General features: G+C 71.6%; 27 protein-coding genes. 14 read left to right on the top strand and 13 right to left on the bottom strand.

From position 1 onward, the window contains the following. Positions 1 to 7: 7 nt before the first annotated feature. A complete protein-coding gene (locus ACFQGL_RS08050) occupies positions 8 to 463 on the top strand; it encodes an RrF2 family transcriptional regulator (RefSeq protein ID WP_377507747.1) in 456 nt (151 codons plus the stop codon). Between the two features lie 12 nt (positions 464 to 475). Here the strand turns inward: ACFQGL_RS08050 and ACFQGL_RS08045 are convergent, their stop codons facing one another. Beyond that, on the bottom strand, positions 476 to 1087 hold the full coding sequence (locus ACFQGL_RS08045; RefSeq protein WP_377507744.1) for a malonic semialdehyde reductase: 612 nt from the start codon (positions 1085 to 1087) through the stop codon (positions 476 to 478). 365 nt (positions 1088 to 1452) lie between these two features. On the opposite strand from ACFQGL_RS08045, the gene ACFQGL_RS08040 reads away from it, so the two are divergent. Next, entirely contained in the window at positions 1453 to 1632 is a 180-nt protein-coding gene (locus ACFQGL_RS08040) for a DUF4236 domain-containing protein (RefSeq protein WP_007457220.1), read from the top strand. Between the two features lie 74 nt (positions 1633 to 1706). Here ACFQGL_RS08040 and ACFQGL_RS08035 read toward each other — a convergent pair whose 3' ends face one another. Next, positions 1707 to 2597, bottom strand: a complete 891-nt coding sequence (locus ACFQGL_RS08035) for a hypothetical protein (RefSeq protein ID WP_377507741.1) — start codon at positions 2595 to 2597, stop codon at positions 1707 to 1709. Between the two features lie 24 nt (positions 2598 to 2621). Beyond that, positions 2622 to 3143 carry a VOC family protein gene (locus ACFQGL_RS08030; RefSeq protein ID WP_252416419.1) on the bottom strand — a complete coding sequence of 174 codons (522 nt, stop codon included), beginning with the start codon at positions 3141 to 3143 and terminating at the stop codon, positions 2622 to 2624. 49 nt (positions 3144 to 3192) lie between these two features. Here ACFQGL_RS08030 and ACFQGL_RS08025 point away from each other — a divergent pair, with 49 nt between their 5' ends. Both ACFQGL_RS08025 and ACFQGL_RS08020 read left to right on the top strand, forming a co-directional pair. Further along, positions 3193 to 3654, top strand: a complete 462-nt coding sequence (locus ACFQGL_RS08025; RefSeq protein ID WP_377508381.1) for a MarR family winged helix-turn-helix transcriptional regulator — start codon at positions 3193 to 3195, stop codon at positions 3652 to 3654. A gap of 68 nt (positions 3655 to 3722) precedes the next feature. Beyond that, positions 3723 to 5339, top strand: a complete 1617-nt coding sequence (locus ACFQGL_RS08020; RefSeq protein ID WP_377507738.1) for a tetratricopeptide repeat protein — start codon at positions 3723 to 3725, stop codon at positions 5337 to 5339. 10 nt (positions 5340 to 5349) lie between these two features. Here the strand turns inward: ACFQGL_RS08020 and ACFQGL_RS08015 are convergent, their stop codons facing one another. Next, a complete protein-coding gene (locus tag ACFQGL_RS08015) occupies positions 5350 to 6750 on the bottom strand; it encodes an ATP-binding protein (protein WP_377508378.1) in 1401 nt (466 codons plus the stop codon). A 161-nt stretch (positions 6751 to 6911) separates the two neighbouring features. Beyond that, positions 6912 to 7568, bottom strand: a complete 657-nt coding sequence (locus ACFQGL_RS08010; RefSeq protein WP_377507735.1) for a response regulator transcription factor — start codon at positions 7566 to 7568, stop codon at positions 6912 to 6914. Between the two features lie 99 nt (positions 7569 to 7667). Between ACFQGL_RS08010 and ACFQGL_RS08005 the strand changes: the two genes are divergently transcribed. Beyond that, positions 7668 to 8780, top strand: a complete 1113-nt coding sequence (locus tag ACFQGL_RS08005; protein WP_377507732.1) for a LolA family protein — start codon at positions 7668 to 7670, stop codon at positions 8778 to 8780. A 104-nt stretch (positions 8781 to 8884) separates the two neighbouring features. Here the strand turns inward: ACFQGL_RS08005 and ACFQGL_RS08000 are convergent, their stop codons facing one another. Next, the gene (locus ACFQGL_RS08000) at positions 8885 to 9520 is read right to left on the bottom strand and encodes an SGNH/GDSL hydrolase family protein (protein WP_377507729.1); all 636 of its coding nucleotides are present in this window, start codon (positions 9518 to 9520) and stop codon (positions 8885 to 8887) included. A gap of 232 nt (positions 9521 to 9752) precedes the next feature. On the opposite strand from ACFQGL_RS08000, the gene ACFQGL_RS07995 reads away from it, so the two are divergent. Beyond that, positions 9753 to 11972 (top strand): HelD family protein, encoded by a 2220-nt coding sequence (locus ACFQGL_RS07995; RefSeq protein ID WP_377508375.1) that lies wholly within the window; start codon positions 9753 to 9755, stop codon positions 11970 to 11972. Positions 11973 to 12041: 69 nt separating this feature from the next. On the opposite strand, the gene ACFQGL_RS07990 is transcribed toward ACFQGL_RS07995, so the two are convergent. Then, entirely contained in the window at positions 12042 to 12464 is a 423-nt protein-coding gene (locus tag ACFQGL_RS07990) for a hypothetical protein (protein ID WP_377507727.1), read from the bottom strand. Positions 12465 to 12855: 391 nt separating this feature from the next. Here ACFQGL_RS07990 and ACFQGL_RS07985 point away from each other — a divergent pair, with 391 nt between their 5' ends. Beyond that, a complete protein-coding gene (locus ACFQGL_RS07985; protein ID WP_377508373.1) occupies positions 12856 to 13185 on the top strand; it encodes a hypothetical protein in 330 nt (109 codons plus the stop codon). Positions 13186 to 13255: 70 nt separating this feature from the next. On the opposite strand, the gene ACFQGL_RS07980 is transcribed toward ACFQGL_RS07985, so the two are convergent. The 4 genes from ACFQGL_RS07980 to ACFQGL_RS07965 all read right to left on the bottom strand — a co-directional run bounded on the left by ACFQGL_RS07980 (position 13256) and on the right by ACFQGL_RS07965 (position 16510). After that, positions 13256 to 14215 carry a sporulation protein gene (locus ACFQGL_RS07980; protein WP_377507724.1) on the bottom strand — a complete coding sequence of 320 codons (960 nt, stop codon included), beginning with the start codon at positions 14213 to 14215 and terminating at the stop codon, positions 13256 to 13258. 61 nt (positions 14216 to 14276) lie between these two features. Beyond that, on the bottom strand, positions 14277 to 15356 hold the full coding sequence (locus tag ACFQGL_RS07975) for a HEAT repeat domain-containing protein (RefSeq protein WP_377507721.1): 1080 nt from the start codon (positions 15354 to 15356) through the stop codon (positions 14277 to 14279). Between the two features lie 72 nt (positions 15357 to 15428). After that, positions 15429 to 15650, bottom strand: coding sequence for a DUF397 domain-containing protein (locus tag ACFQGL_RS07970; protein ID WP_377507718.1), 222 nt, complete (start codon positions 15648 to 15650; stop codon positions 15429 to 15431). Further along, positions 15647 to 16510 (bottom strand): helix-turn-helix domain-containing protein, encoded by an 864-nt coding sequence (locus tag ACFQGL_RS07965; protein WP_377507715.1) that lies wholly within the window; start codon positions 16508 to 16510, stop codon positions 15647 to 15649. Before ACFQGL_RS07965 ends, ACFQGL_RS07970 begins: the two co-directional genes overlap by 4 nt. A 329-nt stretch (positions 16511 to 16839) precedes the next feature. Between ACFQGL_RS07965 and ACFQGL_RS07960 the strand changes: the two genes are divergently transcribed. The 3 genes from ACFQGL_RS07960 (at position 16840) to ACFQGL_RS07950 (ending at position 17958) form a co-directional block, all read left to right on the top strand. After that, entirely contained in the window at positions 16840 to 17088 is a 249-nt protein-coding gene (locus ACFQGL_RS07960; RefSeq protein ID WP_377507712.1) for a DivIVA domain-containing protein, read from the top strand. 98 nt (positions 17089 to 17186) lie between these two features. Continuing rightward, positions 17187 to 17411, top strand: a complete 225-nt coding sequence (locus tag ACFQGL_RS07955) for a hypothetical protein (protein ID WP_377508370.1) — start codon at positions 17187 to 17189, stop codon at positions 17409 to 17411. Positions 17412 to 17433: 22 nt separating this feature from the next. Next, positions 17434 to 17958 carry a hypothetical protein gene (locus ACFQGL_RS07950; protein WP_377507708.1) on the top strand — a complete coding sequence of 175 codons (525 nt, stop codon included), beginning with the start codon at positions 17434 to 17436 and terminating at the stop codon, positions 17956 to 17958. Here the strand turns inward: ACFQGL_RS07950 and ACFQGL_RS07945 are convergent. Beyond that, positions 17955 to 18731, bottom strand: a complete 777-nt coding sequence (locus tag ACFQGL_RS07945) for a DeoR/GlpR family DNA-binding transcription regulator (protein ID WP_377507705.1) — start codon at positions 18729 to 18731, stop codon at positions 17955 to 17957. The two genes, ACFQGL_RS07950 and ACFQGL_RS07945, sit on opposite strands and share 4 nt — an antisense overlap. 37 nt (positions 18732 to 18768) lie before the next feature. Next, on the bottom strand, positions 18769 to 20772 hold the full coding sequence (locus ACFQGL_RS07940) for a beta-galactosidase (RefSeq protein WP_377507702.1): 2004 nt from the start codon (positions 20770 to 20772) through the stop codon (positions 18769 to 18771). 282 nt (positions 20773 to 21054) lie between these two features. Between ACFQGL_RS07940 and ACFQGL_RS07935 the strand changes: the two genes are divergently transcribed. The 4 genes from ACFQGL_RS07935 to ACFQGL_RS07920 are packed head-to-tail and all read left to right on the top strand — an operon-like array spanning position 21055 to position 26407. Next, positions 21055 to 22383, top strand: a complete 1329-nt coding sequence (locus ACFQGL_RS07935) for an ABC transporter substrate-binding protein (RefSeq protein ID WP_377507699.1) — start codon at positions 21055 to 21057, stop codon at positions 22381 to 22383. Between the two features lie 21 nt (positions 22384 to 22404). Continuing rightward, positions 22405 to 23361, top strand: a complete 957-nt coding sequence (locus tag ACFQGL_RS07930) for a carbohydrate ABC transporter permease (protein ID WP_377507696.1) — start codon at positions 22405 to 22407, stop codon at positions 23359 to 23361. Continuing rightward, positions 23358 to 24272 (top strand): carbohydrate ABC transporter permease, encoded by a 915-nt coding sequence (locus ACFQGL_RS07925; protein WP_377507693.1) that lies wholly within the window; start codon positions 23358 to 23360, stop codon positions 24270 to 24272. The genes ACFQGL_RS07930 and ACFQGL_RS07925 overlap by 4 nt, the downstream gene beginning before the upstream one ends. Next, entirely contained in the window at positions 24269 to 26407 is a 2139-nt protein-coding gene (locus ACFQGL_RS07920; protein ID WP_377507690.1) for an alpha-galactosidase, read from the top strand. The genes ACFQGL_RS07925 and ACFQGL_RS07920 overlap by 4 nt, the downstream gene beginning before the upstream one ends. Positions 26408 to 26473 lie beyond the last annotated feature (66 nt).

Here is a 26473-nt window from a genome sequence, read left to right as displayed (position 1 = left end):
TGACGGGGTGCAGATCTCCGCGCGCGGCGACTACGCGGTACGAGCGGCGCTGAGCCTCGCGGCCGCGTACCCCTCGCTGCTGTCCACTCAGGCCATCGCCGTGGAACAGGACATGCCCCGCAAGTTCCTGGAGGCCGTCCTCGCCGATCTGCGCCGGGCCGGCATCGTCCGGGCCCAGCGCGGAGCCGAGGGTGGGTACACGCTGGCCCGCCCGCCGCGCGAGGTGACGATCGGCGCGGTGCTGCGCGCGGTGGAGGGCCCCTTGGCCGGTGTACGCGGCCAGCGCCCGGAGGAGACCCGGTACGAGGGCGCGGCGGAGAACCTGCCCGGCCTCTGGGTGGCGGTGCGTGCCGCACTGCGGCGGGTGGTCGACGAGGTGAGCCTCGCCGAGATCATCAGCGGCCGACTGCCGGCGCACGTCCGCAAGCTCACCGCTCTCCCCGACGCCTGGGAGCCGCGCTGAGCCGACGACGGGTCAGAGGGTGTGCACCACCTCGGCGGTGCTGAGCCGGGGAAGCCGGTCCTCCCAGGCGTCCGGGCCGGGGTGACCCATGATCATCAGTAGCAGCGCCTCGTGCCGCCCGTCGGGGAAGTACTCCCGGGTCACGCCGGCGGCGTCGAACCCGGCCATCGGGCCGGCGGCCAGCCCGGCGGCCCGTACGCCCACCACCAGGTAGCCGATCTGCAGGGCCGCGTTGAACCGGGCCTGCTCGACCCGTACCGCCCGGTCGGCCAGCCATTCCCGGGCCCGAGGTCGGGGCGGGTACAGCTCGGGTAGCCGCTCGTGGAAATCGACGTCGGCCGCGAGCACCGCCACCAGGGGCGCGCTGGCCGTCTTCGCCCGGTTGCCGGACGACACGTACGGCAGGAGCCGGGCCCGGGCCGCCGCCGAGCGGAGCAGCAGCACCCGCAGCGGCTGGCCGTTGTACGCGGTCGGCCCGTACCGGATGAGGTCGTGGATCGCCGCGACCTGGGCGTCGGTGACCGGCTCGTCGGTGAACGTGTTGGCCGTGCGGGCCGCCCGGAACAGCAGGTCCTGGGCAGCTCGGTCGAGCACGAGCAGGTCCGGCGTGGGCGGCGCGGTCACGCTCGCACCGACGGGGCGGCGGTGGTGTTGTAGCCGTCCCGGTGGCGCGGCAGCGACACGGCGTCGGTCGACGGATGCTCCACGGTGGTCACGCCGGCTCTCCCCGCTGCGACATGACCTCATGCTGCCGGCGGAGGGATAGACGGTCAACGACCTTCCAGGAGATGAGACTTGATCCCGTGGACCACGCTGATAGCCGCCACGAGCAGCGTTTACGCCGGTGCAACACCTATCTGTTGAATAGGGATTACCTGGGGCGAGATGCCCGACCGTCCAGCCCGGACACCGAAGGTGTTTCGGAATTCGCCCGTTCGGGCATGTTGGATCTCGACACGGCAGGGAACGGTGAGGAAGGGAGTCCTCCGATGGGCCTCATGTTTCGCAAGCGCAAGAAGATCGGTCCGCTGATCCTGAACTTCACCGAGAACGGCTTCTCGTCCTGGAGCATCAAGATCGGGCGTTGGTCGTGGAACTCCAAGGCCAGGGCGCACCGGGTCGACCTGCCGGGTCCGCTGTCCTGGAAGCAGGACAAGTCCCGGTCGTAGCGTCCCGGGAGTCGAGCGGGGTGCCGGTGATTCACCGGCACCCCGCTCGGCATCTGACGGCCCGGGCACCACGTTCAGCGCGTCACGGTGATGATCTCGTCGCCGGCCAGCCGGCCGGATTCGCGGTCACGCCGCACGTCGCCCGCGTCGAGCAGACCGGTGAGCGCGCGGGTGGCGTCGGCGGCCCGGTAGACGGTCGCGGTGAGGGTGTGCCGACGCAGCTCGGTGACCGGCCGTGGCCCGCCGCGGCGCAGCTCGACCAGCAGCTCCCGGGCCAGCGGATCGAGGTCGGGGTCGCCGGCCACGTCGACCGGAGCGCCCGCCGGGTCGACCGGGTCGCGATAGCGCACGCCGAGATCCGCGCCGACCGCCCAGAGCGCGTCCCGGACGGCCTCCAGGCTGCGGTCCGAGCGGCTGCCGAACGCGATCACGCCGGCCGCCGTGCCGTCCGGCAGCACCGGCACCACCTCGGCCACCAGCGGGAAGCCGGCGGCGACCAACGCGTCCCGGGCACCGGCAGGGGCGTGTAGCAGCACCTCCCCGGTACGGCCGTTGGAGGCGGCGGCGAGCAGCTCCGGGGTCACGGCGCCGGGTACGTCCACGAAACAGAACAGCGGAGCGCCGGCCGCGCCGGCCGCCTTCACCGCGACCGGCAGGCGGTCCGGAGTACCGGGCAGCACGTGCACCGTGACCTCGGCAGGCAGATCCGCCTCGATCGGGCCGAGCCGGGCCGGCAGGTCCGTGGCGCCGTCGGCCAGCACCAGCACGGTCACGCGCCGGCCGCGCAACCGGTCGGCGTGCTCGGCCACCACCCCTAGCGCGGCCGCCGCGCCACCGGCGTCGTCGCCGGCCCAGCCCAGGGCGATGGTGGCCCGGCGGGAGCGGTGCAGGGCCGCGGGCAGCCAGGTCGTCAACTGGCGGACCAGCAGCTCGCGGAGGATGTCGGTGGTCCGGTCGGTCGGCATCGGTCCGTTCTACCGTACGACTGGTCAGGCCGGGACGGAGATCCCCACCCCGCCCCGGGTCTGCCCGCCGTAGCGCTGCCGCTCGGCGGCCAGGTCGAGCCGGCCGATCCGCTTGCGGGCCGCCAGGGCGGCATCGTCGAGCCGGTCGGCCGGTACCAGCCAGACGATCTCGAACTCCAGGCCGTCCGGGTCCTGCCCGTAGAGGCTCTTGGTGGTGCCGTGGTCGGAGGTGCCGACCAGCGCCCCGGCGGCGGTGAGCCGCTCCGCGGTGGCGGCCAACTCGTCGAGGGTGTCAACCTCCCAGGCCAGGTGGTAGAGCCCGACGGTGGCCCGGCCGGCGGTCGACCGCCCCGCGCCGGCGCCGATCTCGAACAGGCCGAGGTCGTGGTCGTTGGTGGAGTCGGGGGCCTGGAGGAAGGTGGCGCCCCGGAAGCCGTCCGGGGTCATCGCCACCGGGCGGAAGCCGAGCACGTCGCGGTAGAAGGCGACGCTGCGGGCGAGGTCGCTGACGTAGAGGACCGCGTGGTTGAGCCGGTGGATTCCCATGACCCCAGGCTAGCGTCAGTTAGTTGAGCGTTCAACCATTCCGCGTATGATGGTCGTCATGACCCGCTGGCTGGACTCCGACGAGCAGCGCACCTGGCGAGCGTTCCTGTCCGCCTCCCGGGCGCTGATGGACACGCTGGACCGCGAGTTGCAACGCGACGCCGGGATGCCGCACGCCTACTACGAGATCCTGGTCCGGCTCTCCGAGTCCACCGGGCGCCAACTGCGGATGAGCGACCTGGCGGAGGCGACCGGCTCGTCGCGCAGCCGGCTGTCGCACGCCGTGGCCCGGCTGGAGGCCGCCGGCTGGGTACGCCGCGAGGAGTGTCCAACCGACCGGCGGGGACAGGTCGCGCTGCTCACCGACGACGGCTTCGCCACCCTCGCCGCCGCCGCACCCGGCCACGTCGAGGGCGTACGCCGGCACCTGTTCGACGCGTTGAGCCCCGCTCAGGTGGATCAGCTACGCCGGATCAGCGAGACCCTGGCCGAGCACCTGACCAGATCCTGACCGGTTCCTGACGGATCGACACCGGCGCGGGTCTTGTACTTACCGTCGTCGGATGAGCACGATGGGGCGTGTCCTCCGGCTTCGGCGAACTGACTGATCAGGCGCACCACCTGGTGTCCGCTGGCGACCTGGCCGGTGCGCAGCGACTGCTCTCCGACGCGCTCACCGACGCCGACCCCCGTCCGGCCAACGCCACCCCCGAGCTTGCCGAGGCGGCCAGCCTCCAGGCGCGGGTGCTGGTCGCCCTCGGCGAGCCGCACTCGGCGCGGGGCTGGGCCGCCTTCGCGTACGCGGCCACCACCCGACTGCACGGCCGCTCCGACCCGCGTACGGTCGCCGCCGCGGCGACCCTGGCCGCGGTGCTGCACCGGGTCGGCAGCCACTCCCGGGCCGCTCGGCTCTACCAGGAAGTCATCATCGAGCTCACCGCGCAGGACGGCCCCGAGTCGCTGCGGGTGCTCGCCGCGCACGCCGACCTGGCCACCGTCGAGTACGCCCGCGGCCAGTGCACGGTGGCCCGCGACCGGCTCCAGGACGCCTGGGAGCTGCACCGCGAGGTGTACGGCGACGGGCACCCCAGCGGCATCAAGATGCTGGCCCGGCTCGGCGCGATGCAGCGCGACTGCGGGCAGTTCGCCGAGGCGCACGACAACCTGGCGCTGGCCCGCGAGCTGTGCCGACAGCACCTGCCCGCCGACGACCCGCTGGCCGCGCAGGTGGCCTCGCTGGCTCGGGCGGCGGCCAATCCCGACCATGTCTGTGCCGACGATCCGCCCGCCGCTCGGGAGACCCCGGTGGTGCCGGCCGCCCGCACTCCCGGGCACGGGGACGAGGCGGTCGAGGCCGGCTACCTACCGCCGGAGCCCGCGCCACCACACCACGTCGACCCGATGACGACCGGCGCCGCCATGGCCGGCGGTGGGGCGGTGGGCGGTGGGCCCGTGCCGAATCCCCGAGCGCCGGCCGACGAACCGGGTGGGTCGGCCGGCTTCAGGTGGCCACCCACCCCGGCGGACGAGCCCACGCCGCACGCCACCGAAGCGCCGGTGCCCCCGTCCGTGGTCGGGCTCACCGGCAGCGCTGAGGAGGCGTCCGGTGTATACCGGTTGCACCGACCCGGTGCGCCCGCCGAGCCGTACGCGCCGCTCGAGCCGTACCGACCGTCCCGGCTGCTGCCGGTGCCCGTGCACCGGGCGCCGCCGCCGCAACGTAACCGGCTGGTGCCGGTGCTGGTGGCGGGCGTGGTCGTGGTGCTGCTGGGCACCGCCGCGGTGATCGCCGGGGTTGCCCGGGTCGGCGACCGTGACGACCAGCCGCCGCCGGCCACCGGCTCCCCCGGCCCCGGCCCGACCGGCACGGGCGCGCCGGCCACCAGCACCGCCTCGCCCAGCGCGGCACCGCCCGCGGCGGCACCCGGCACGCCGCCGGCGGCAGTGGACCTACGCGACACCAGGGACAGCATCACGGTGCGCTGGACGTACCCGACCGGCGGCGAGGGGCCGGTGATCGTCGCAGCCGGACGGGCCGGCCAGGACAAGAGCACCATCGCCACGCTGCCGGCCGGCACCACCAGCTACATCGTCTACGCGCTGAGCCGCACCAACGACTACTGCTTCACGGTGGCCGTCGTCTGGTCCACGGACACGGTCGCCAGCGCCGACGAGGTCTGTACCCGCCGACGCTGAGCGTGCCGCCTCACGGCGCGTCGGTGGGCGGTTCCTGACTCTCGTCGGTCGGCAACACCGGGAGCAGCAGACACACCCGCAGCCCGGACCCGGCCGGCGTGTCGGTCAGGGTGATGACGCCGCCGGCCCGGCGGACCAGTTCCCGCACGATGGCCAGGCCCAGGCCGGCCCCGCCGTCGTCGCGGGCCCGCCCGTCGTCCAGCCGGGTGAACCGGCCAAAGACCCGGTCCCGGTCGGCCACCGGAATCCCCGGGCCGTCGTCGGTCACCGTCACCAGGTGGTACGCCGCCAGCCCGGAGCCGACGTCGGCCGCATTCTGCACGGCTGCCAGCGGCGGCGTCTCGGCGGCGAGCAGGACGGCGCCGTGCGCGTGCCGGACCGCGTTGTCGACCAGGTTGGCCAGCACCCGACGCAGTTCGTCGGCGTTCCCGGCCGTCCAGAGCGGGCCGGACGGCGGCACCACCCGCACCGGCGGCGACGGATACCGGGCGGCGACCTCGGTCAGCAGCGCGCCCAACTCCACCGGGCCGGTGCCGCGGGCCGGCGGCGCCTCGTCGAGGCGGGCCAGCAGCAGCAGGTCGTCGACCAACCCGCTCAGCCGATCGGCGTCGGCGAGCAGGTTGGCGGTCACCGCCGTCCAGTCCGTACGCCCGGCCAGCCGCTGGGCCACCTCCAACTCGGTCCGGATGTTCGTCAACGGGCTGCGCAGCTCGTGTGCCGCGTCGGAGACGAACGCGCGCTGCCGGACCCGGGCGGACTCCAACCGGTCCAGCATCCCGTTGAGCGTGACCGCCAGTCGATGGATCTCGTCGGCCGAAGCGGGCACCGGCAGCCGGCCGGTCCCGGCCCGCCCGGTGATCTCCTCGGCACCCCGGCGCAGCGCCTCCACCGGCCGCAGAGTCGCGCCCACCACCCGCCAGGCCACCCCGGCCAGCCCGGCCACCAGCAGTGGGAACGCCACCAACAGGATGCTCCGGACCACGTGCGTGCTGTGCCGCACGTCGGCCATCGAGCGGGCGACCAGCACGGTCAGCGGGTCGGCGGCGGTGCCGGCGGGTACGGCGACCACCCGAACCGGTCCGACGAGCCCGACCCGCTCCGCCGGCACCTCCAGCCGCTGCCGACCGTCCCGGGTCAGCCGCTCCGGACGAACCATCGGCACCAGCCGGTCCGCGTCGATCGAGGCGGCCCGGATCCGGCCCTGCGCGTCGACCACCTGGACGCGGACCTGCCCGCCGGCCACCGGCAGCGGGTCCGGCAGCGCGTCCTCGGCGGCGAGCAGCGCGACGGCGTCCGCGGTCCGGAACGCCTCGGTGTCCACGGTGCGCTGGAGCACGAAGCCGAGCGCACCGAGCAGCACCACTCCGCCGAGGGCCAGCCCGATCGTGAGGCCGAACACGCCGATCGCCATCAGCCGGCCGCGCAGACCGAGCACCGGCAACCGGGCAAGCCAGGGCCGACCAGCGGGCTGGGCGCCCACGGCGGCCGGCGCGGCGGGCACAGCGGCGGCCGGCGCGGCGGGCACAGCGGCAGCCGGCGCGGCGGTGCTCGGTTCGGCCGGCGCGTCGGTGGTCATGTCGCCAGCCGGTAGCCGGCGCCCCGGACGGTCTCCAGCCGGTCCCGGCCGAGTTTGCGGCGCAGGTAGCCGACGTACACCTCGACGGCGTTCGGCGCGGTCTGGACACTGGCGTCCCAGACGTGGTCCAGCAGCTCGATCTTGGAAACGACCTGCCCGGGCCGGCGCATCAGGTAGTCCAGCAGGGCGAACTCCCGCGCGGTCAGCGCCACCTCCGAGTCGGCCCGGGTGACCCGCCGCCGTGCCGGGTCCAGCCGCAGGTCCCCGACGGCGAGCACCGTCGGGCGTTCCGGCGTGCCCCGGCGCAGCAGCGCGCGCAGGCGGGCCAGCAGCACCACGTACGAGAAGGGCTTGGTGAGGTAGTCATCGGCGCCGCAGTCCAGGCCGTCGGCCTGGTCGTACTCGCCGTCCTTGGCGGAGAGCATCAGCACCGGCAGCCAGTGCTGCTCGGCGCGCAGTCGCCGGACCAGCTCGTAGCCGGACAGGCCGGGCAGCATCACGTCGAGGATCATCGCGTCGTACCCACCGTGCCGGGCAGCATCCAACCCGGCCGGGCCGGTCGCCGCCACGTCCACCACGAACCCCTCGGCCTGCAACCCCCGTTGCAGGGCAGCCGCCAACCGGGCCTCGTCCTCCACCACCAGCAACCGCACGGTTCAAGGGTGCCACCCCGGTCAATCGCGCTGACGGTTCGGCGTCCTCAGCACGTTCACAGCACCGAGCGGGCAGGATGTCCGCAGGAGGTGCCCACCATGTCCGTCCTGAGAAGCCGTCCCGTCCTGCGTTGGCTGGTCCCCGCGACCGCCGCTGTCGCCGTCATCGGTGGCGGCGCCGCGATCGGCACGTTCGCCGCCGAGGCCGAACCGAGTCTGCCGCCGCGCACCGCCGCCCAACTCCTGGTCGATCTGCAGACCTCCCGGCTGGAGGGGCTGTCCGGCACCGTCGTGCAGCGCGCCGACCTGGGCCTGCCGCCGCTGGTCGGCCTGGTCCCCGGCAACGACCTGACCACCCTGCTGACCGGTACGCACACCCTGCGGGTCTGGTACTCCGGGCCGGAGCGGCAGCGGGTCGCGCTGCTGGACACGCTCGGCGAGCGGGACATCATCCGCAACGGTCGGGACCTGTGGACCTGGCAGAGCCGCGGCAACACCGCCAGCCACACCACCCTCGGCGACGCGGTGGCCGGGAAGCCGGCACCGGAGGCGGGACCGAGCCTGCCGGCCACCCCGCAGGAAGCCGCCAACCTCGCGTTGGCCGCGGTCGATCCGAGCACCGAGGTCAGCGTCGGCCGGTCGGCCACCGTGGCCGGGCGGGACGCGTACGAGCTGGTGCTCCAGCCGCGCGACGGCGACTCGCTGGTGCACCAGTTGCGGATCGCGATCGACGCGAAGCAACACGTGCCACTGCGCTTCGAGGTGCTCGCCACCGGCAGCGACCAGCCGGCGTTCGAGGTGGCCTTCACGCAGGTCGACTACCGGCGGCCCGACGCCGACCAGTTCACGTTCAACCCGCCGCCCGGCGTGAAGGTCACCGAGGGGAAGGCCGAGAGGCCCGCCACTGGTGGGCCGGGGCACTCCGAGCCGGCCGGCGAGCCGCAGGTGCGTACGGTCGGCAAGGGCTGGACCACCGTGCTGGTCGCTCGCGTCGACGGCGCCGACGGGAACAAGCCGGCGGCCGGTGCGGCGGACGCCAAGCCGGATGCCGACCTGTCGAAGCTGCTCGGTGGGCTGACGGCGGTCAAGGGCGACTGGGGCAGCGGCCGGCTGCTCACCGGCAAGCTGTTCAGCGTGCTGCTCACCGACGACGGCCGGGTGCTCGCCGGTGCGGTCACCCCGGAACGGCTCTACCAGGCCGCCCGCGGCTGACACCCCGCTGTTCGCGCCGGGTCGACCCACGGGTCGGCCCGGCGCGTCGTCGTCGGTCGGGCGTGCGTCCCGGCTCGTCGGGCGGCGTCGGTGGTGGGACCGGGTCAGTCGGCGGCGGTCGCGCCGAGGGCGGTGAGGAACGCCTCGGCGAGCACCGCGTGGCCGGGCAGGTGCGGGTGCACCCGGTCGTCGGCCCAACGCTTGGCCGGGCTGACCGTCAGCACCCGGTCGAACGCCGCCTGGCTGGGCACGTGCACCGCGCCGAACTCGGCGGCCAGCGCGGCCACCACGGCGGCGTACCGGTCGGTGTCGGCGCGCTGCGGGTCGCCGCGGTCCGGCTCGATCAGGAACGGGTCGGCGAGGATCAGCCGGCACCCGGTGGCGTCCACGGCCTGCCGGAGAAGGTCGCGCAGGGTGCGCTCGTATTCGTCGGTCGGGACGGCCTCGTGCGGCCGGTCGCCGTAGCGCCGCCACATGTCGTTGATGCCGATCATCACCGACAGCCAGTCGGGACGCTCGGCCACGGCGTCGGACGCCCAGCGGGCGGCCAGGTCGCGGACGGTGTCCCCGCTCACACCCCGGTTGACCCACTCCAGCTCCAGCTCGGGATGGCGGGCACCGACCAGCGCGCGGACCAGACTCAGGTAGCCGCTGCCGTAGGGCGCGGCGGCGTCGCGCCGGCCGCAGTCGGTGATGCTGTCACCGATGAAGACCACCCGTTGCCCGGTCCGCAGGATCATTTCGCTGCCACCTCGCGATCACCGGGCGCGTCGGCCCTTCCAGCTTGGAAAGGGCCGGTGGGACGCGCTATCTTCAACAGTTCGGGGGTTCGAAGACACAAAAAAGAACGGCTCAAAAGCCGTTCCTGCAACAGATTCTAATCTTTAGGGAGACGGCTTGTCAAGGCACTCCGGCGATTCCGGCGAATTGCCGCTCGACGACGAGATCGGCCGCGAGCAGGAGTACGTCTCGATGCTCTACGACCGGCTGGACGGCCTGCGTGCGCAGGCCCCCGACCGGCTCACCGTCGAGCTGCGCAGCACCGGCGGCACCCTTCAGGACCGCTCGCAGCGCGACAGCTCGGTACGGATGTACGCCGACCAGGTCGAGCAGTTCTCGGCTGTGGAGAACGGACTCTGCTTCGGCCGCCTCGACGGCGACGACGATGCCCGCCACTACATCGGCCGGATCGGCATCTTCGACACCACCGGCGACTACGACCCGCTGCTGATGGACTGGCGGGCTCCCGCCGCCCGCCCGTTCTATCTCGCCACCGCCGCCAACCCGCAGGGCGTACGCCGCCGCCGGCACCTGCGTACCCGCCAGCGCAAGGTGACCGGGTTCAACGACGAGGTCCTCGACATCGACACCGCCGCCCCGGACGCGCACGAGGAACTGACCGGCGAGGCGTCGCTGCTCGCCGCGCTCAACGCCGGGCGGACCGGCCGGATGCGCGACATCGTCGAGACCATCCAGGCCGAGCAGGACCGGATCATCCGGGCCGAACTGCCCGGGGTCATGGTGGTCCAGGGCGGTCCCGGCACCGGCAAGACCGCGGTGGCGCTGCACCGGGCCGCGTACCTGCTCTATACGCACCGGCGGGAACTCTCCAGCCGGGGCGTGCTGCTGGTCGGCCCGAACGCGACCTTCCTGCGCTACATCTCCCAGGTGCTGCCGACGCTGGCCGAGACCGGCGTGCTGCTGCGTACCCAGGGCGATCTCTTTCCGGGCGTGAGCGCCCGGCGGACCGAGCCCGCCGAGACGGCCGCGCTCAAGGGCCGCGCGGTGCTGGCCGAGGTGCTGGCGCTGGCCGTACGGGACCGGCAGTGGGTGCCGGACGAGCCGCTGGAGATCGAGGTGGAGCGCGAGGCGCTGTCCCTCGACCCGGAGACCGTGCGGACCGCCCGGGATCGGGTGCGCCGCACCGACCGGCCGCACAACCTGGCCCGGACGCTGTTCGACGTGGAGATCGTGCACGCCCTGGCCGACCAGATCGCCGAACGGATCGGCGCCGACCCGCTGGGCGGGGACAACCTGCTCGACGAGGCCGACCGGGCCGAGATCCGCCGGGAGCTGCGCGACGAACCAGAGGTACGGGCGACCCTGGACCAGCTCTGGCCGGTGCTCACCCCGCAGCGGCTGCTCGCCGACCTGTACGCCGACCCGGACCGGATCGCCGCCGCCGCGCCGATGTTCACCGACGAGGAGCGGGCCCTGCTGCGCCGCGAGCCGGGTGGCTGGACGCCGGCCGACGTGCCGCTACTGGACGAGGCCGCCGAGCTGCTCGGCGAGGACGAGCGGGCCGCCGCGGCCCGCCGGGAGCGGATCCGCTCACTGGAACGGGAGTACGCCGAGGGCGTGCTGGAGATCGCCCGGGGATCCCGCTCGATCGACGTCGAGGACGAGGCCGAGGGCGGTGAGATCCTCGGCGTGACCGACCTGATCGACGCGGACCGGCTGCTGGAACGGCAGGAGGAGGCCGACCGGCTGACCACCGCGCAGCGGGCCGCCGCCGACCGGACCTGGGCGTTCGGCCACGTGATCGTGGACGAGGCCCAGGAGTTGTCGCCGATGGCCTGGCGGCTGCTGATGCGTCGCTGCCCGAGCCGGTCGATGACGATCGTCGGGGACGTGGCGCAGACCGGGGCGCTCACCGGCACGCCATCCTGGGCCGATGCCCTCGCCCCGTACGTGGCGCAGCGGTGGCGGTTGACCGAGCTGACCGTCAGCTACCGCACCCCGGCCGAGATCATGGCCGTCGCCGCCGACGTACTGGCTGAGATCGACCCGGCGCTGCGGCCACCGCGCTCGGTACGCGAGAGCGGCGTACCGCCGTGGGACCGTGCGGTGCCCGACGCGGAGTTGGCGGCGGAGCTGGTGGCGGCGGCCACCCGGGAGGCGGCCGGGCTGGCCGAGGGCCGGCTCGGCGTGATCGTGCCGGCCGGCCGGGTGGACGCGCTGGGCGCGGCGCTGACCGCCGCCCTGCCCGAGGCCGCGGTGGGCGATCATCCGGAGCTGGAGAGCCGGGTGGTGGTGCTGACCGTCGCCCAGGCCAAGGGGCTGGAGTTCGACTCGGTGCTGGTGGTCGACCCGGAGCGGATGGTGGCCGAGTCGCCGCGCGGCCGCAGCGACCTCTACGTCGCCCTCACCCGCGCCACCCAGCGCCTGGGCATCCTGCGCCCGCTCGGCTGACCTGCCGAGCCGAGCCGCCCCCGCCGATCGGTCGACCGGCGGGGGCGGCAGGCGTACCTGCTCGGTCGGTCAGTCGCTGACGGACCGGTCCCGGACCGTCTTGCCCGGGCCGGTCGCCGAGGTGGACTGGTCGCTGGTGCCGCCACTCATCGGCGTACTCAGGCCGCCGGTGGTGGCGTCGCCGGTCGTGGTCGGGGCGACGGTGCCCCGGTGCCGCTCCGGCTGTCGGGCCACCCGACGCACGCTGGCCGGGCCGGCGGTGCCACCGGTCGTGGTCACCGCGCCCTGCCCGCGGGTGGGGCCACCGTCCCGCAGCACCTGCGGGTCGATGTCCTCCTTCGCCGGATCAAACGGGTCGTCCTGCTGGATCATCCGTTCCACGTCGGTGCGGGGCAGCGTCACCTCGTCGATGGCGCCCTTGCCGTACACGCCGCCGGCGATCCGATCGTCGGCCCGGCGGGCGGCGTCCTGCCGCATGTCGTCCTCACGCACGTCCATCACCTCGCAGAAGCTGTGGAACTGACTGCGTGCCCGACCACCGGCCGACCAAACCCGGCGTCCACCGGATCGGACACACTCGCCTCCGGTACGCGCGGCGGCCTAAAGGTGACGCCGTACCCCGGCCTTCGGACCTGCCGGTGTCCGCAGCGTTCGCCCAGCGTGCGGTGACCTCCGACGGCCGGGCGCGGATCTTTTTCGGCCGGCGGCGGGTGTTACCTGCTCCGGGGCCTCGGGTAGTCGGGGGGTGTCCCCGCCGTGAGTACGAACCGTGCCGTGGCCGAAACGCGGTAGCGGGGCGAGGGAATGCAGGTACGACTCATCGCATCCTGAGGAGGACCAGATGAGCACGCAGGCTGCTTCCACCCGGCCGATGAACAGGCCGATGTCGGACGTGCAGAATCCCGCGTCGATGCGGGACACGCAAACCCAACAGATGCCGATGATGCATGACGGGCATCGGGATCAGATGCCGTCGCCGGGTACGGAGACCAAGCAAGCGTTCCTGACGACGGAATTCTGGATCTACGCTGCCGCGGTCGCGCTCGTGGTGATCGCCGCGTTCTGGCGAGGCAGCGCCACCAACGGGTTGAACATCAACAACCCCACGCAGGCATGGTGGTTCCTGACCGTCCTGACCGGCGGTTACCTGGTCAGCCGAGGACTCTCGAAGGCTGGCTCGGCACGCCGCTCGGGTCGGGAGCGTAAGCGCTGACGCTGACGCGTCGTCCGTAAACGGTGGCCTCCGGGAGAATCTCCCGGAGGCCACCGTCGTCTGTGGAGGACTACTCGTCGAAGCCGCCGAAATCCCCGCCGAAGTCACCCTCGAAGGCGTCCTCGATCATCTCGCCGGCGATCATGCCGCCGGCGACGCCGAGCGCCGCACCGGCCACCATGCCGCCCATCCCGTGCCCCCGGCCGTGGCCACCATGCCCGTGGCCCGGCCCGAAGCCCTGGGGACGCAGGCTGCCGTAGCGGGAGGTGGTCTCGCGCAGCCAGCCATCCACGACCTGCGCCCAGTCCACCCGGTCGGCATCGGCGTGCGACACCTGGTAGCGACCGAACGCGTCGTGGCCGGCGCTCAGGAAGCCGCCCCGCTTGTCGCACTCCAGGATCACGTCCACCCCGCGCTGGCTGGTCACGAAGGTCAGCTCGACCTCCCGAACCGTGCTGGCGTACTGCGGCGAGGCGAAGAACTCGATCTCCTGGTAGAACGGCAGCGTCTGCTGGACGCCCCGGATGTGACCCCGCTCCAGGTCGGCGTGCTTGAACCCGAAGCCGAGCCGCTGGAACGCCTCCAGGATCCGCTCGTGCACCGGCAGCGGGTGCACCGCCACCAGGTCCAGGTCGCCCTTGTCGACCGCGCGGGCCACCGACAGCTCGGTACGCAGGCCCATCGTCATGCCGTGCAGGCGCTGGCCGTACACGTCGGTGATCGGGGTCTCCCACGGGACCGGCAGCTGGAACGGGATCGAGAGCTGCTGCTTCGGGTCGAGCTGGAACGCGCCGCTCACCGCCATGCGGTGGAATTCCAACGTGCCCGCGTACTCGGTGTCGTGCCCCTCGACCTCGACGCGGGTGACCAGGCCGACCACCACCTGCTCGATGGCCGCCGGGGCGTCGCCGCCGACGAGGTTGACCTGCCCGTCGAGGGTCAGGCCGGGCCGGGTGTTGGGGTTGCTCAGGACGGTGTCCACGCTCGGACCACCGACGCCGAACGCGCTCAACATCTTCTTGAAGACCATCGGAACTCCTGTGCGACGCCGACCGCTCCAGGATGGAGCCGGACGTTGACTCGACGGCACCCTATCCAGTAGCCCTGTGAGGTGGCTGTGAAGCCCGAGGCCGCGTACCGGCCAGGTCGTCGATGACGAGGCGGGCCGCCAGCTCCGGATCGCCGCCCGCACGCGCCAGCAGCCCGTCCACCCACCACGAGTGGGACGGTTCGGCACCCGGCCGCACGCTGACCTCGAGGTTCAGGCCGAGGTCGAAACGCTCGCTGAACAAGGCGATCCCGAGGTCGGGGCGTTGCAGGTGGACGAGTTCCAGGATCCGCGTGGCCGCATCGTCACGCTGGGTACGCCGCGCCGGGTCACACTCCAACAGCGCCTCGGCGACACCGGGTGCGTCGGGATCGAATTCGTTCAGCAACGGCAGCAACGACGGATCGGCGAGGTACGCGGCGGCCTGGAAGGTGAACCTGTGGACCTCATCCTCGGCGAGCAGTTCGCGGAGCAGCGGTAGCGCCCGAGGGTCCCGCCGCCGGGCCAGACCTCGGACACCTTCCGCGCGTACCTCCGGATCGGTGTCCTGGGTGCGGTCCCACAGCGCCTGCCGGACGGTCACGCCATCGGCGCTGCTCGTCCAACCGAGACCGAAGGTGGCCCACTCGCGCACCTTCGGGACAGAGTCCGTGCACAGCTCGATCAACACCGCCTCGCCTGCTTCGGCCGGTGGGTCGTCGAGCACCGCTGGCAGCGAGACGGCGACCCGGAACCGTACGTCGGTGTCGGGGCTGCCCGCGAGGTCCGCCAGGGTCGGCAAGGCTCGGGGATCACCTGTGGCGCCCAGCGCGCGGGCGATCGACCACTGCACCTCGGGGTCGGTTTCGTTCGCGGCCAGCGAGATCAGGGCCACGGCGGCCTCCGCGCGCAGGTCGTCCCCGTGCACGTCGCCCGCGAGGCCGAGCAGGTCGCAGGCTGCGGCCCGCACCACGCCGTCCGGATCGGCGAGGTGCCCGACAGCCAGCCGGACCGCCGAGTGTCCCGAGTCGGCGGCCCGGCAAAGCAGTTCCCACCCTTCGTCGGGGGCCTCGTCCAGCTCGGTGGCGCGACGAAGATCCCGCACCGCTTGGTCGAACAGCTCCGCCACCTCATGCGACTCCACCGCGAGATGGTGTCATGCGGGTCGGTGGTTGGCGCTACCGGTTTCGCGCGGGCTCGGTCCCGCTCGCGCCGATCACGGATTGATGGGTGCGAAATCGCCGCCCTTGACCCCGTCGACGAACGCGGTCCACCCGTCGGCGGGGTAGACGAGGGTCGCTGCCGCGCGGTCCTTGCTGTCCCGTACCGCCACCCGGGCCGATCCGTCGAGGACCGGCCCCGCCTCGACACAGCTCCCACCGTTGCTGTCGCTCTTGCTGCTGATGTGCCATGCCACGTCGAACAGGCTCCCGCTCATGACAACTCCTCCGCGATGCTCGTGATCAACTTGGTTGACTCGTTCTCGCTGAGCGCCGAATCCAAGAGGCGACCATAGGTCCGGACGAAACGCTCCGCCTTTGGCGACTCCAGGTAGAGCCGACCACCCAGGGACTCCACGTAGGCAACCGCAGGATACGGCTCTGGCAGGCGGAATATCCAGAACGTGCCGTCGAGACCTTGGTGGAGAGCTGCGTCGAACGGCATGACTCTGATCTTCACGTTGGCCAGCCGCTGTGCCTCTAAGAGGTGCTGTAGTTGCCGGCGCAGCACGGCGGGCCCGCCGACCTGCCGACGTAGCGCTGCTTCGTCAACGACCGTGGAGATCGTGAGCGGGCGCTTTCGCCGTAGCACCTCTTGGCGGGTCATTCGAAGCTCGACCCAGCGGTTGATCATCGCCTCGGTTGACCCCGGTTCCGCTGCGTTTCGAATGACGGCCTCGGCGTACTCACTCGTCTGGAGCAACCCCGGCACCAGGGTCAGATGGAAGCAGCACACCTGCTCGGCACGACTTTCCAACCAGGGGTATTCAATGAAGGACGCATCGACAACGTCGCCATAGTCCTCATCCCACCGGTCGGTGCGCCAGACCTCCTCGGCAAGCGCCAGCAGACGGGCTCGCTCGGCCGCATGGTGAAATCCGTAGAGGTCCAGCAACGCGATCACATCGCCCTTGCGAATCGGCCAGTCCGCGCGTTCGTAGCGGCCGAGCGCGGACATGTCGCGTTGTAGATGCTCAGCCACCAACTTCAGCGTCATTCCCCGCTCCTCCCGCAGGGTTCGCAACTGGTGTCCGAGCCATTGCGCCCGCAGGGTCCTGATGAACGGCTTGTGCGGCATGATCCACCTCTCGAATTGGCCGGCAAGGCCCGCGTAGGAACCATTGCTCCAGTTCCGAGCCACTGGAAACGTGGCCTTGGGGTGAGGGTGATCGCCGGCCCCCGGGGACGCCCGGTGCAAACACGACAACCGCGGCTGTGCCAACAGCCGAGAAGGTGACGAGAGACGGCGTCGCGAGTGGCAGTCGCATACCGGCTCTCGTCGGGTCTCAACTAGAGCGTCGGGATGTGCGAATCCCGGCTCCGAACCGACTTGACGAATACCTATCACGGGATTGGGCGCCCTCGCGACCATGACCCGCCCATCCACGACGACGAGAGAGATGACCGATGACCCGAGGCACGCTCCACGGCGCTGCCCGCCTGCATCCGCGCCAGGTTCGCGACCGTCAGTTCAGCACCGTCGGCTTCGGCCGGCGGGGCCTCAACCCCACGGAGGTACGCCGGTTCCTGCACCATGTCGCACTCGACCTGACCACGCTGCACCACGATCTCGCGCTGCTCAGCGAGGAGAATGCCCGGGTGAAGCGGGCGCTGCGCGCCTGGCGGGCCGCCTGGTCTTCGGGGCGTGAGCGGTGATTCGGCGCTGGGAGCACCAGTACAGCGGGGTCTTTCTGCCGGTGCCGCGAATCGCCGTCGAGGCGTTCACCGATCCGCCGGAGCCACCGGCCCGGCACGTGATTCACCTGCCGGTGGCGGTCGCCGACCTGGCCGAGGCGCTGGACCTGGCCCGTACGCTCGTCCAGTCGCTGGCCGCGACGCCGCTCGTCGAGGCCGCCGGCACCACCGTGTCAGCGGAGGACGCGCAGCACGTACGACATTGGGTGTTCTGTGACCGGATCCTGGAGGATCGCCGCCGGTGCGCGCGGACGGCCGACCACGGCGGCCCCTGCGACCCCTGAATCCACAACTAAGCTCTGGCCCGTGACAACGGGGAGGCGGCTGGCAGTGCTCGCCGCGGTGGTCGGGCTGCTGATGGTCGTCGGTTGCGCTGCCGCGTCCGTCGGCGAGGCCGCCAGTTGCCGACGATCGGTGCACGACGCGGAGGCGAAGGTCCGGGTGGACCGCTGGGATCCGCCCGAGGAGCTGCCGGGGCTGGGCGACTACCCGGGCATCCACTGGCAGGAGCGGGCGCGGGGCAATCCGTGTTCCTGGCTTCCCGGCCCGACCGACTGGGCCCACCAGGGTGTGGCCGTGCTGCATCCGCAGGACGTACGGCGGCTGGTGGAGCAGTACGAGTTCGTGCCGTTCGCTGACAGCGACCCGGCCAACCTCGGACACTCGACGACTCCTGCGGACGTGTGGCCCGACCTCGTGCCGTACCTCCCGACCGGCGCGCGGTGGTTGCACAGCCAGTCCTACGACGACGCGTCGCCCACCGCTCGGGATCGGGTGGCGTTCCTCGACGTGGAGCACCGGACGTTGCTCTTCATGCTGAACGACCACTAGCCGGCCTCGACGACCACCAACTCGCCGACCTGCTCACCGATCGCGGTACGCGCCTCGACCGGCAACCCGCGGTCGGTGATCAGCACGTCCGCCGCCTCCAGTGGAGCGATGGTGGCGATGCCGATGGTCTCCCACTTGGTGTGGTCGGCGAGCACCACCAGCCGCCGGGCGGCACCGATGAGACACCGGTTGACCCCGGCCTCCAGCAGGTTGGGCGTGGTGAAGCCGGTCCGCGGGCTGAGCCCGTGCACGCCCAGGAACAGCAGGTCGACGTTGAGCGCGCTGATCGCCGCCTCGGCCACCGGCCCGGTCAGCGCGTCCGACGGGGTACGGATGCCGCCGGTGAGCACGACGGTCTGATCGGCGCGCGGGTTCTGGTAGAGCGCGTCCGCCACCGGGATCGAGTTGGTCACCACGGTCAGCCCTCGTACGTCGGAGAGCAGGGTGGCCAGCGCGGCGGTGGTCGTGCCGGCGGACAGCGCGATGGCCATCCCCGGCTCGACCATGGTCGCCGCCCGTTGCGCGATGGCCCGCTTCTCCGCCTGCTGGCGGATCGACTTCGCGGCGAAGCCGGGCTCCTCGGCCGAACCCGGCCCGGCCAGCGTCGCGCCACCGTGCACCTTGTCCACCAGCCCGCGTTCGGCCAGCACCTCCAGGTCCCGCCGGATCGTCATGTCGGACACGCCGAACCGGCTGACCAGGTGACTCACCCGCACACCGCCACGCTGGCGGATCAGATCGAGGATGGCGGTCTGCCGTTGCTGGGCGAGCATCTGGGGTACCTCCTTCGGGCCGTCGCTGTCGCCGGGCTCACGCCGCGCCGTCGGCCCGGTCCTCCCGGACCACGGCCACCTCGCCGGCGGGCACGGTCAGCTCACCGGCAGACCGCGCCCCGGTCAACAACTCCGTGCCGGTCACCGCGAGCCGGACCTCGGCCTCGGTGTGGTTGATCGCGAACAGCCAGCTCCGCTCGCCGTCGCGCCGTCGGACCACCTCCACCCCGGCCGGCACCTGCGCCGCCGGCCGTACGCCGGCCTCGGCGACCAGCCGGGCGACCAGCCGGTCGGTGGCCGGCTCGTCGAACCGGGTGCCGACGTACCAGGCCGCGCCCGCGCCGAGCGGATGCCGGGTCAGCGCCGGCACGCCCGGCAAGGGCCCATCGGTGTACGCGGCCAGCACCTCGGCACCCTCCGGGTGCAGCCGCTCGGTCCACACGTCGGCGGTGCTCCCGTCGTCCAGGCGCACCTGCTCGCCCTCGCGCAGCGGGAAGAACTCCTCGGTGCGTACGCCGAGCAGCTCCCGGAACGCACCCGGGTAACCGCCCAGTCGAACGTGGTCGTTCTCGTCCACGATGCCGCTGAAGTAGGTGACGGCGGCGGTGCCGCCGGCCTCGACGAACCGGCGCAGCGCGCCGGCGTCGGCGTCGCGTACCAGGTAGAGGGTGGGTGCCAGGACCAGCCGGTAGCCGGTGAGATCGGCCGACGGGTGGACGATGTCGGCGGTCACCCCGGCCCGCCACAGGGCGTCGTAGAGGGCGGACAGCCGATCGGTGTACCGGACGTCGGTGCTGGGGTGCGAATCCAACTCGACGCCCCACCATGCCTCCCAGTCGAACAGGATGGCCACCTCGGCGTCGACCCGGCTGCCGCGTACCTCGGCCAACGCCTTGAGGTCGGCGCCGAGCTGGCAGACCTCGCGGAACACCTTGGTGTCCGGCCCGGCGTGCGGCACCAGCGCGGAGTGGAACTTCTCGGCACCGGCTCGGGAGGCCCGCCACTGGAAGAAGAGCACCCCGTCGGCACCCCGGGCGACGTGCGCCAGGGTGTTGCGGCGCATCTGCCCGGGCAGTTTGGCCACGTTGCGCGGCTGCCAGTTCACCGCGCTGGTGGAGTGCTCCATCAGCAGCCACGGTTCACCGCCGGCGACGCCCCGGGTGTGGTCCGCGGCGAGCGCCAGCCCGAGGTGGGCCTGCGGGTCGGCGGCGGTCAGGTAGTGGTCGTTGGAGACCAGGTCCACGTCGTCGGCCCAGGAGTGGTAGTCCATGTGCTTGATCCCGGTGCCGATCATGAAGTTGGTGGTCACCGGCTGGTGGACCAGCGTCTTCAACAGCTCGCGCTCGGCGCGCAGCTGGGCCCGCTGCTCGTCCGAGGAGAAGCGCAGGAAGTCCAGTTGCTGCGTGGGGTTGGCGAAGGTCGGCGCCGTACGCGGCGGGTTGATCTCGGCCCAGTCGCCGTAGCGCTGGCTCCAGAAGGCGGTGCCCCACGCGTCGTTGAGTCGGTCCAGGTCGCCGTACCGCGCGCGCAGCCAGTCGCGGAACGCCTCCGCGCTGACATCGCAGTAGCAGTGCACGTTGTGGCAGCCCAACTCGTTGGAGACGTGCCACATCACCACCGCCGGGTGCTCGGCGTACCGCTCGGCGACCGCGCGTACCAGCTCCAACGACCGGGCACGGAACACCGGGGAGCTGGGGCAGTACGCCTGCCGACCGCCCGGCCAGAGGATCGCGCCGTCGGCCCGGCGGGGCAACGTCTCCGGGTACGCGCGGGCCAGCCAGGGTGGCGGGCTGGCGGTGGCGGTGGCCAGGTCGACCTGGATGCCGCCGTCGTGCAGCAGGTCCAACACGCGGTCCAGCCAGCCGAACTCGAACTGGCCCGGGGTGGGCTCCAGAAGGGCCCAGGAGAAGATGCCGACGGAGACCAGGTTGACCCCGGCCCGACGCATCAGCTCGACGTCCTCCGACCAGGTCTGCTCGGGCCACTGCTCCGGGTTGTAGTCGCCGCCGAAAAAGATGCCGTCACCCTGCCATCGCCGCATGAGAGCTGAGGGTGCACCGGACAACCACCGGAAGTCAACAGGTTCCAACATCGAGTTCTTTTACAACGTTTACCTCGTAACAGCCATGTCACGACTGCGTTCCGGGAGGCGAACTGCCCTCTTGACAGAGTGGCGCGGAAGGGTAGCTTGAGGCCCCAATGGCCATTCGTGTTTGCCAATGTGGATTCTCGGTGGATCCCGATGTGTATTCACGGCGGCGGACCTGACAACACCACCCGACGGCCCTTGGGCGTAGCACCTCTTCATCCGCAGGAGGCACAGATGTCCCGTCCCCGATCCCAAGCCGAGTACCTGGCCCGGCTCGTACCGCCCTCCGTCGCCGGCATCAACCGACGCTCGCTGCTGGCCGGCGCGGCCGGCACGGGCGCGCTGCTCGGCACCGGCCTGCTCGCCGGCTGCGGCGACGACTCCGGCTCCGACTCCGACTCGAAGAACGTGTCGGTCGGCTCGAACCAGTCCGACCCGAAGCCCAAGGATGTCATCGCCAAGGTGATGGACGGGTTCAAGACCTCGTCCGGCGTCGAGCCCGCGATCAACACGGTCGACCACAACACCTACCAGGAGAACATCAACAACTACCTGCAGGGCAAGCCGGACGACGTGTTCATGTGGTTCGCCGGCTACCGGATGCGCTTCTTCGCCGCCAAGGGCCTGGCCGGCGACCTCAGCGACGTGTGGGGCAAGCTCTCCGGCTTCTCCGACGCCTTCAAGAAGGCGTCCACGGGGGACGACGGCAAGCAGTACTTCGTCCCCTCGTCGTACTACCCGTGGGCGGTGTTCTACCGCAAGTCGGTCTGGCAGCAGCACGGCTACCAGGTGCCCACGACCCTGGACCAGCTGACCACGCTCAGCGCCCAGATGAAGAAGGACGGCCTCACCCCGATCGCCTTCGCCGACAAGGACGGCTGGCCGGCGATGGGCACCTTCGACATCCTCAACCTGCGGATCAACGGCTACCAGTTCCACATCGACCTGATGGCCGGCAAGGAGGCCTGGACCTCCGACAAGGTCAAGAAGGTGTTCGACACCTGGGCCGGCCTGCTCCCCCTGCACCAGCCGGACAGCCTCGGCCGCACCTGGCAGGAGGCCGCGCAGTCGGTGCAGCAGAAGAAGAGCGGCATGTACCTGCTCGGCCTCTTCGTCGCCCAGCAGTTCAGCAACGAGGAGCAGAGCGACCTCGACTTCTTCACCTTCCCGGAGATCGACTCGACGATCGGCGCCAAGGCGCTGGACGCCCCGATCGACGGTTACATGATGGCCCGCAAGCCCAAGAACAAGGCCAACGCCCAGAAGCTGCTGGAGTACGTGGGCGGCAAGGCCGCCGCGGACATCACGGTCAAGAACGACCCGAGCACCCTGGTCGCCAACACCGGTGCCGACACCAGCGGCTACACCGCGCTGCAGAAGAAGGCCGCCGAGCTGGTCGGCTCGGCCACCGAGATCGCCCAGTTCCTCGACCGGGACACCCGGCCGGACTTCGCGTCGACGGTGATCATCCCAGCGCTCCAGCAGTTCATCAAGGACCCCAAGGACATCAACGGGCTCACCTCGTCCATCGAGAACCAGAAGAAGTCGATCTTCACCGACTGACGGCGGAAAGGGGAGGACATCATGTCCGACCTACCCCTGATCCAAGCGGATCGCGCCGTACCGCCGCCGCCGGCGACCACCTCCACGGGTGGTCGTCGCCGGCGGCTACGGCTCCTGTCCCGCACCGACCGCGTGGTCATCACGCTGATGGTGCTCGTCCCGCTGCTGCTCGTCACCGGGTTCGTCTGGCTGCCGGCGGTGGCCACTGTGCTGCTCTCCGGCACCGACTGGGACGGCATCGGCCCACTGAACGAGATCGACTTCGTCGGCGCCCGTAACTACAGCGACGTGGTGAACATCTACCCGCCGTTCGTGCCGGCGGTCCAGCACAACCTGCTCTGGCTGGCGGTTCTGTTCGTGGTCGCCACCCCGTTCGGCATGTTCCTGGCCGTCCTGCTGGACAAGGAGATCCGCGGCAGCCGCTTCTACCAGACCGCGCTCTATCTGCCGGTGGTGCTCTCGCTGGCACTGATCGGCTTCGTCTGGCAGCTGCTGTACTCCCGCGACCAGGGTCTGATCAACGCGGTGTTCGGCAGCAACGTCGACTGGTACGGCGACTCGAGCGTCAACATCTGGGCGGTCATGATCGCCTCCGGATGGCGGCACGTCGGCTACATCATGCTGCTCTACCTGGCCGGGCTGAAGGGCGTCGACCCGTCGCTGCGGGAGGCCGCCGCGGTCGACGGCGCCTCGGAGAGCCGGACGTTCTTCCGGGTCGTGTTCCCGGTGCTGCGACCGATCAACATCATCGTGCTGGTGGTGACGGTGATCGAGTCGCTGCGCGCGTTCGACCTGGTCTGGGTGGTCAACAAGGGCCGCAACGGCCTGGAGCTGATCTCCGCGCTGGTCACCCAGAACGTGGTGGGTGAGGCGAGCCGGATCGGCTTCGGCTCGGCGTTGGCAACCATCATGCTGGTCGTCTCGCTGGTCTTCATCGCCATCTACCTGGCGACCGTGATAAGGGAGAACCGGCAATGAGCACCGCGACCCTGACCCGGCGTACCAAGGACGGCCCGGACGCGCCGGGCAGCCGCCGCAAACTGACCCCGGCGCGGATGCTGCTGCACGGCTTCCTCATCGTCGTCGCACTGGCCTGGCTCTTCCCGATCCTCTGGGCGGTGCTGACCTCGCTGCGCTCCTACGAGTACACGGCCACCAACGGCTACGTCTCGTTCGGCGGCTGGACGTTCAGCAACTACGTCACCGCCTGGCAGACGGCGGAGTTCGGCAAGCACTTCCTCAACTCGGTGTACATCACCGTGCCGGCGGTGCTGTTGACGCTCTTCCTCGCGTCCTGCGTGGCGTTCGTCATCGCGCGATTCAGTTGGAAGCTCAACATCGTGCTGCTCGGGGTGTTCACGGCGGCCAATCTGCTTCCCCAGCAGGCGCTGCTCATCCCACTGTTCCGGCTGTTCACCGAGGTGCCGCTGCCGGAGTTCATGAGTGACTCGGAGCTGCTCTACGACAGCTACTGGGGGCTGATCCTGATCAATGTCGCCTTCCAGTGCGGGTTCTGCGTCTTCGTGCTCAGCAACTACATGAAGGCGCTGCCCCGCGACCTGTACGAGGCGGCGATGGTCGACGGTGCGAGCATCTGGCGGCAGTACTGGCAGGTCACCATGCCGCTGTGCCGGCCGGCCCTGGCCGCGCTGGCGACCCTTGAGGTGACCTGGATCTACAACGAGTTCTTCTGGGCCACCGTGCTGATGCGTACCGGTGACAAGTTCCCGGTGACCAGCTCGCTGAACAACCTGCGCGGCGAGTTCTTCACCGACAACAACCTGGTCTCGGCGGGCAGTGTGCTCGTCGCGATCCCCACTCTGGTGATCTTCTTTATGCTCCAGCGGCACTTCGTCCGGGGCCTGACCTTGGGAGCCTCCAAAGGATGACGATCCTGCACCTGCGCCGCGCGCGGACCAGCCTGGTGCTCGACGCGCGCGGCCCGGGGCTGCCCCGGGTCGTGCACTGGGGCGGCGACATCGGCGAGCTCGACGACGACGGCCTGCGCCAGCTCGCCGACGCGACCGTACCGCCGGTGGTACCGAGCAGCTTCGACGAGCCGACCGTGCTGTCGCTGCTGCCGGAGGCGAGCGCCGGCTGGAGCGGCCGACCCGGGCTGGCCGGGCACCGGGACGGCACCGGCTGGTCCACCGCGTTCCGGCTGGACGCCCTCGACGTGCACGAATCCGCGGACGGGGATTCGGCGCGAGCGACCGTTCGGGCCAGTGACCCCGCCGCGGAGTTGTCGCTGGCCATCGAGATCGAGGTGGACCCGACCGGGTTGCTGCTCCTTTGGCACAGCCTGCGCAACGACGGCGACAGCACGTACGAGCTGCGGGAGCTGACTCCGGTGCTGCCGGTACCCGCGGTCGCCACCGAACTGCTCGACCTGACCGGCCGGTGGTGCCGGGAACGGTCCCCGCAGCGACACCGGTGGCAGCAGGGCAGCTGGGTCCGCGAGGGCCGGCACGGGCGTACCGGGCACGACGCCACCCTGCTGCTGGTGGCCGGCACCGCCGGATTCGGCTTCGGCCACGGCGAGGTCTGGGCCGTGCACACCGCGTGGAGCGGTGACCACGTGACCTTCGCCGAGCGCCGGCCCACCGGCGAGTCCACCCTCGGCGGCGGCGAGTTGCTGGCGCCCGGTGAGATCCGGCTCGGCCCCGGCGAGTCGTACGCCACTCCCCTGCTCTACGCGGTCTGGTCCGACACCGGGCTGGACGGGCTCAGCGACGTGCTGCACACCCACCTGCGGGCCCGACCGAGCCACCCGCGCTCGCCCCGCCCGGTGACCCTCAACGTCTGGGAGGCGGTCTACTTCGACCACGACCTGGACCGGCTGCGGGCGCTCGCCGACCGGGCCGCGCAGATCGGCGTGGAGCGGTTCGTGCTGGACGACGGCTGGTTCCGCGGCCGACGCGACGACACCGCCGGGCTCGGCGACTGGTTCGTCGACGAGGGCGTCTGGCCGAACGGCCTGCGACCGCTGATCGACCACGTGACCGGCCGGGGCCTGCAGTTCGGGCTCTGGGTCGAGCCGGAGATGGTCAACCCCGACTCGGACCTGTTCCGCGCGCACCCCGACTGGCTGCTGGCCGTACCGGGACGGCTGCCGCCGTCCTGGCGGAATCAGCAGGTGCTCGACCTGGGCCGCCCCGAGGCGTACGACTATGTGTTGGAACGGCTCGACGTGCTGCTCACCGAGCACCCGGGCATCAGCTACCTGAAGTGGGACCAGAACCGGGACCTCACCGAGGCCGGGCACCTGGGCCGTCCGGGGGTGCACGGGCAGACGCTGTCGGTCTACCGGCTCTTCGACGAGCTGCGCCGCCGCCACCCCGGCGTCGAGATCGAGAGCTGCTCGTCCGGTGGCGCCCGGGTGGACCTGGCCATCCTGGCCCGGACCGACCGGGTCTGGGCCAGCGACTGCAACGACGCCCTGGAGCGGCTCAGCATCCAGCGCTGGACCGGCCTGCTGCTGCCGCCGGAACTGGTCGGCACGCACGTCGGCCCGGAACGCTCGCACACCACCAACCGCGTGCACGACCTCGGCTTCCGGGCGGCGACCGCGCTCTTCGGCCACCACGGCATCGAGTGGGACATCGCCTCGATCAGCGCGGCCGAGCAGACCGAGCTGGCCGCCTGGGTGGCGCTGCACAAGCGGCTCCGCCCGCTGCTGCACGCCGGCCGGGTGGTCCGGGTCGACCACCCGGACGAGGCCGTCTGGGCGCACGGCGTGGTCGCCCACGATCACACCCAGGCGGTGTACGCGGTGGCACGGCTGACCACCTCGGCGACGCAGGCCCCGGGTGCCGTCCGGCTTCCCGGCCTGGACCCGAGCCGCCGTTACCTGGTGCGGCCGGCGACGGACGTACCGGCCCCGGCGACCATCGACCGGACCGGACCGGGCTGGCTGCCCGGCGGCGTCACGCTGAGCGGGGCCGCGCTGGCCCGGGTGGGGGTGCAACTGCCCGCGTTGCACCCGGAGCAGAGCCTGGTGCTGGAGGTCACCGCGGTCGGCTGAAAATTATCTTGGCCGGGGTGTCGAGAACCGTGTCGCCAGCTTCTACCTCAGGGTGAGAGCACCGAA

It is taken from the genome of Micromonospora vulcania, from assembly GCF_042658605.1.
GTDB classification, from domain to species: Bacteria; Actinomycetota; Actinomycetes; order Mycobacteriales; family Micromonosporaceae; genus Micromonospora; species Micromonospora vulcania.
This window is presented reverse-complemented; position numbering and strand designations above follow the sequence as displayed.

What these genes read in the sequence shown, in the direction of transcription:
- ACFQGL_RS08040 (WP_007457220.1), top strand. Translation starts at nt 1,453, where the DNA reads ATGGGCCTCATGTTTCGCAAGCGCAAGAAGATCGGTCCGCTGATCCTG.
- ACFQGL_RS08035 (WP_377507741.1), bottom strand. Translation starts at nt 2,597, where the DNA reads ATGCCGACCGACCGGACCACCGACATCCTCCGCGAGCTGCTGGTCCGC.
- ACFQGL_RS08030 (WP_252416419.1), bottom strand. Translation starts at nt 3,143, where the DNA reads ATGGGAATCCACCGGCTCAACCACGCGGTCCTCTACGTCAGCGACCTC.
- ACFQGL_RS08025 (WP_377508381.1), top strand. Translation starts at nt 3,193, where the DNA reads ATGGTCGTCATGACCCGCTGGCTGGACTCCGACGAGCAGCGCACCTGG.
- ACFQGL_RS08015 (WP_377508378.1), bottom strand. Translation starts at nt 6,750, where the DNA reads ATGGCGATCGGCGTGTTCGGCCTCACGATCGGGCTGGCCCTCGGCGGA.
- ACFQGL_RS08005 (WP_377507732.1), top strand. Translation starts at nt 7,668, where the DNA reads ATGTCCGTCCTGAGAAGCCGTCCCGTCCTGCGTTGGCTGGTCCCCGCG.
- ACFQGL_RS08000 (WP_377507729.1), bottom strand. Translation starts at nt 9,520, where the DNA reads ATGATCCTGCGGACCGGGCAACGGGTGGTCTTCATCGGTGACAGCATC.
- ACFQGL_RS07995 (WP_377508375.1), top strand. Translation starts at nt 9,753, where the DNA reads ATGCTCTACGACCGGCTGGACGGCCTGCGTGCGCAGGCCCCCGACCGG.
- ACFQGL_RS07985 (WP_377508373.1), top strand. Translation starts at nt 12,856, where the DNA reads ATGTCGGACGTGCAGAATCCCGCGTCGATGCGGGACACGCAAACCCAA.
- ACFQGL_RS07980 (WP_377507724.1), bottom strand. Translation starts at nt 14,215, where the DNA reads ATGGTCTTCAAGAAGATGTTGAGCGCGTTCGGCGTCGGTGGTCCGAGC.
- ACFQGL_RS07970 (WP_377507718.1), bottom strand. Translation starts at nt 15,650, where the DNA reads ATGAGCGGGAGCCTGTTCGACGTGGCATGGCACATCAGCAGCAAGAGC.
- ACFQGL_RS07965 (WP_377507715.1), bottom strand. Translation starts at nt 16,510, where the DNA reads ATGCCGCACAAGCCGTTCATCAGGACCCTGCGGGCGCAATGGCTCGGA.
- ACFQGL_RS07960 (WP_377507712.1), top strand. Translation starts at nt 16,840, where the DNA reads ATGACCCGAGGCACGCTCCACGGCGCTGCCCGCCTGCATCCGCGCCAG.
- ACFQGL_RS07945 (WP_377507705.1), bottom strand. Translation starts at nt 18,731, where the DNA reads ATGCTCGCCCAGCAACGGCAGACCGCCATCCTCGATCTGATCCGCCAG.
- ACFQGL_RS07940 (WP_377507702.1), bottom strand. Translation starts at nt 20,772, where the DNA reads ATGCGGCGATGGCAGGGTGACGGCATCTTTTTCGGCGGCGACTACAAC.
- ACFQGL_RS07935 (WP_377507699.1), top strand. Translation starts at nt 21,055, where the DNA reads ATGTCCCGTCCCCGATCCCAAGCCGAGTACCTGGCCCGGCTCGTACCG.
- ACFQGL_RS07930 (WP_377507696.1), top strand. Translation starts at nt 22,405, where the DNA reads ATGTCCGACCTACCCCTGATCCAAGCGGATCGCGCCGTACCGCCGCCG.
- ACFQGL_RS07925 (WP_377507693.1), top strand. Translation starts at nt 23,358, where the DNA reads ATGAGCACCGCGACCCTGACCCGGCGTACCAAGGACGGCCCGGACGCG.
- ACFQGL_RS07920 (WP_377507690.1), top strand. Translation starts at nt 24,269, where the DNA reads ATGACGATCCTGCACCTGCGCCGCGCGCGGACCAGCCTGGTGCTCGAC.